The following is a 4013-nucleotide window of genomic DNA, read 5'->3' as shown; positions in this document are numbered from 1 at the left end:
CACTAACTGCGTATCTGCGTTGGCAGTGGCTGCATTCTGTTGTGAGGTACAAGATTTTGGAACGCGGATACTTTCCCTGGCCAACGGCGAAAGAAGGCGTTGCGCACCTGACGCAGGCGCAGCTTTCGATGCTTGTGGAAGGGATCGATTGGCGTCGACCGGCGTGGACTTCTGCTCCTGGCCGAACGGGGTAAAAGCTATATTTTGCAAGGGTATCCGGGCTAAAATGCTAGCGCTTTCGCTGCAAATCGGCTATGTTTTTGGGCATGGAAGCACCACCTCTGGACAGTCAGAACGAGCTATTGGCATTGCGCGCGCTCGTCGCTGAACAGGCGGCGAAACTTGAGAGCCAAGAAGCCGAAGTCAACAAACGCGACACCATCATCGGTCTTTTGCGCGCGCAGTTGGAGCTGCTCCGACATCGGCAGCACGGCGCATCTTCAGAGAAGATCGATCGGAAGATTGAGCAATTTGAACTCATGCTGGAGGAGATCGAGGCCGCCCGCGCCGAGGCTGATGCTTGTTCTGGAAAAGGCCTGCTGCCCGATGTGGATGATGCCCCGGACAAGCCGAAACGCAGACCTCTGCCGGATGGCCTGCCAACTGAAGAGCGGGTGTATGCAGCGCCCTGCAATTGCCCGACCTGTGGCGGCACCTCCTTCTTGAAGGCGGCTGACAAAGTGGTCCAGGTGATGGAGCATGTGCCGGCTTCTGTAAAGATCGTCCGGCATGTCGAGAAGCGTATGGTCTGCAGGGACTGCGATACGACCGTATCGGGTGAGATGCCGACTTTGCCGATCGAGCGAGGCAAACCCGGACCGGGCTTGCTTGCTCATATCATGGTCGCCAAGTTCGACGATCATATCCCGCTCTATCGTCTATCCGAAATGTACGATCGGCTGGGAGTAGATATCTCGCGCTCCGTCATGGCGGACTGGGTGGGCCGTGTGTCCGTTCTTCTTGCCCCGCTCATTTTGCTGATCAGAGCCCATATCGCGGCGGTCGATCGAATACACACGGACGATACCCCGGTGGATGTCCTCGACCCTGGACGAGGAAAGACAAAAACCGGCAGGGTCTGGGTCTATGTCTCCGATGGAAGCGGTTACCAGGATCCCACTCCCGGCGCGATCGCCTATTACTATAGCCCCGACCGAAAGGGCGTGCATCCGGCTGACCACCTCGCAAACTTCAGCGGTGTGATGCATGCCGATGGCTATGGGGGTTACAAGAAGCTCTACGGCAACCAAATCATCGAAGCCGCCTGCATGGCGCATGTGCGCCGCAAGTTCCATGATGTGATCAAGCTGAAGCCATCCCCGATCGCTGACGAAGCGCTGTCGCGCATCGGTGCGCTCTACGATATCGAGGATCGTATCCGCGGCATGTCGGCTGACGAGCGGCGTACACTGCGCCAGCAACACGCCAGGCCCATTCTGGCGGACCTCAAGAGCTGGATAGAAGAGACGCTTTCGACGCTGCCACAAAAGCAGAAGCTGGCCGAGGCAATGCGATATGCCCTCTCGCGATGGCAGCATTGAGCGTTTACATCGATGATGGCCGTGTCGAAATCGATAACAACGCGAGCTCGCAGCTCAAAGTCAATTCGGCCTGCCCGCTTCTTCGCACTCCGACGCCCCTGTCCCGACACGACAATTCTAACATGACAGGATAGAATCTTCCTAGCGTTCGTGGGGCGCCGATGGCAACATACCCGATAACAATATCGCTGAGCGTGCCATGCGTCCGCTTGGAATCGGTCGTAAGAACTGGCTCTTCGCCGGCTCGGACAAGGGCGGCGAGCGCATCGCCAACATCCTGACCATCATCGAGACCGCCAAACTCCATGGCCATAATCCGGAGGTCTATCTCACAGACGTCCTGACCCGGATCCAAAGCCATCCAAAGGACCGGCTCCAGGAATTGCTGCCGTGGCAGTGGGCGCCGGCGAAAGACCGATACGAGGCTGCGTGATGGCACGCTCGAGGTTCATCTATACGCTTAAAGAAGTCGCCGGCATGATCGGCGAGAACCTCGAATTAATCGAGGAGGTGACCGCCAACTCGGACAATATCGCCGAGGGCGAATTGGTTTATGTCCGCAACGGCAGTGAAGATGGCACAAAAGGCCTGACCGAAAAGGGAATTGACGACCTTCAAAATCTCCTCGCCGACATCAGGACGTGGGATGGTGGAATCCGCCAGTTCCTCGTCGATGAACAATGCGATCCCGAGATGATCGAGCGCGTCATGGCAGATGAGGTGAAGCGCGGCCTATAGCTTCGACCGCTCGACCAAGCGAAAATGCTTTCGCCGGACGCTCACGAGCAACCCTCGGAAGTCCAGTGTAGGATGAGCCACCCCAGGCGAGAAGAAGGACATACGGTCTTACGATCATCAGCAGTATATACTGACTGATACTGAGAGCCGTTCCCGCAGCGAAATTTTCTTCCACCATGTTGAACTATGACTTGACCCGAAACGGAACTCCGTAAGTTAGTACTACAGTTGCGTTTACATTCAAATTGTGATTCACTTCCGATGTTTGATGGGAGGGATTTCGATGTCTGTCGCGGGTTGGTCCGGTTCAGTGGTGGCATGGCAGCAGGAACTCGATACACTGAAGCAGCGGCTAGGCCCGGTCTTTGGTCGACGTGAACTTCGGGCATCGGCCAGTGCTTTCCTGGACGGTTTGTTGTCCGGAGTTGAGCGCAAGACCGGCTGGTTGATGGCTGAACAGGCAGGTCTGGAGAGCCCCTATCGAATGCAATCGCTGTTGGGGCGCAGCCAATGGGATGCCGACAAGTTGCGCGACGTCGTTCGCACGTATGCAACAGAGGCACTTGGCGATGAGGACGGCGTCCTTGTGGTCGATGAAACAGGATTTCTGAAAAAAGGCACACACTCGGTCGGCGTCGCACGACAATATTCGGGCACGGCTGGACGTATTGAGAACTGCCAGGTCGGCGTCTTTCTTGCCTATGCAAGCCGTTTTGGTCAAACCCTGATTGATCGGCAGCTTTATTTGCCCAAAGACTGGAGCGAAAGCGAAGCGCGTCGTGGTGCGGCTCATATCCCACAGCAGCAAGCCTTCGCGACCAAGCCGACCATTGCAGCCAAGCTCATTGCCGATGCGCTCGATGCTGGCGTGCCTTGCGCATGGGTGTTGGCTGATGCACTCTATGGATCGGATTCCAAGTTACGCCATATGCTGGAAGGCCGCGGCCAGCCGTATTGTCTGGCAGTTCGTTCCAATCATCGCCTGCGCTTTGTCCGTGAGCAACACTTCGAGCAAACTGATCCGGAAACAATGGCTGCGGAACTAGACGCGGGAGCCTGGTCCAGTCATGCAGCCGGAGAAGGTGCCAAGGGCCTTCGGCTCTACGATTGGGCACGTATTCCTTTGAGCTCTCGTCCTGATGGGCAATGGCAACGTTGGCTTCTCATCCGTCGCAACCGGCGCGAACCCGACGCACACGCCTATTATTTTGTCTTTGCGCGTGCTGGTACAGAACTGAGCGAGTTGGCGGGTGCCGCCGGGCTGCGATGGACAGTGGAGGAGTGCTTTCAGCGCGCTAAGGATGACCTCGGCCTGGATCATTGCGAAGCACGCTCGTGGCATGGCTGGAACCGACACATGACACTTGTCATGGCTGCCGCAGCTTTCCTCGCCAAGCTCGGCGCTGATCTACGCCGCGCGGCTACTGGCAAACCGAACGAAAGGAGTCCAAATCCTCCAATCGCCGCCTGACCCGGACACTCGCGCTACTGCCGACCGTCGCAGAAATCCGCTATCTGATTACGCGACTACTGCTGCCGCCGCCCATCAGAGTTCGCCACATCCTTGCGTGGTCACTATGGCGACGAACCCATCAGGCTTCCGCAATGACATCACATTACAAAACACGCCATCAAACGCAACTGTAGTATTAGAGCGGTTCCCTGACTGATTGAATCTGTGGGGCTTTGCAAATCGGTCCGGGTCTGATTCAAGCTATCTGCCGATGGAGGTCG

At 56.9% G+C, this 4013-nt stretch carries 3 protein-coding genes and 2 pseudogenes; all 5 read left to right on the top strand.

Going from position 1 to position 4013, the window contains the following annotated elements:
- The coding region (tnpB, locus tag EQW76_RS28435) for an IS66 family insertion sequence element accessory protein TnpB (protein ID WP_142832557.1) at positions 1-194 on the top strand (194 nt) is incomplete at its 5' end.
- Positions 195-266: 72 nt separating this feature from the next.
- Positions 267-1582: pseudogene (locus EQW76_RS28430) on the top strand (IS66 family transposase); the annotation flags it as partial.
- Between the two features lie 134 nt (positions 1583-1716).
- Positions 1717-1974: pseudogene (locus EQW76_RS28425) on the top strand (transposase domain-containing protein); the annotation flags it as partial.
- Entirely contained in the window at positions 1974-2279 is a 306-nt protein-coding gene (locus EQW76_RS30085) for a hypothetical protein (protein WP_142832561.1), read from the top strand. The pseudogene EQW76_RS28425 and the gene EQW76_RS30085, both read left to right, overlap by 1 nt.
- A gap of 283 nt (positions 2280-2562) precedes the next feature.
- Entirely contained in the window at positions 2563-3750 is a 1188-nt protein-coding gene (locus tag EQW76_RS28415) for an IS701 family transposase (protein ID WP_142832552.1), read from the top strand.
- Positions 3751-4013 lie beyond the last annotated feature (263 nt).

Source organism: Rhizobium sp. rho-13.1, assembly GCF_007000305.1.
In the GTDB taxonomy this organism is placed as follows: domain Bacteria; phylum Pseudomonadota; class Alphaproteobacteria; order Rhizobiales; family Rhizobiaceae; genus Rhizobium; species Rhizobium rhododendri.
Note: the sequence above shows the minus strand (reverse complement) of the source record. Positions and strands in the feature narration are given on the sequence as shown.

Coding starts and splice junctions, on each gene's coding strand:
- EQW76_RS28415 (WP_142832552.1), top strand. CDS start 2,563: ATGTCTGTCGCGGGTTGGTCCGGTTCAGTGGTGGCATGGCAGCAGGAA.
- EQW76_RS30085 (WP_142832561.1), top strand. CDS start 1,974: ATGGCACGCTCGAGGTTCATCTATACGCTTAAAGAAGTCGCCGGCATG.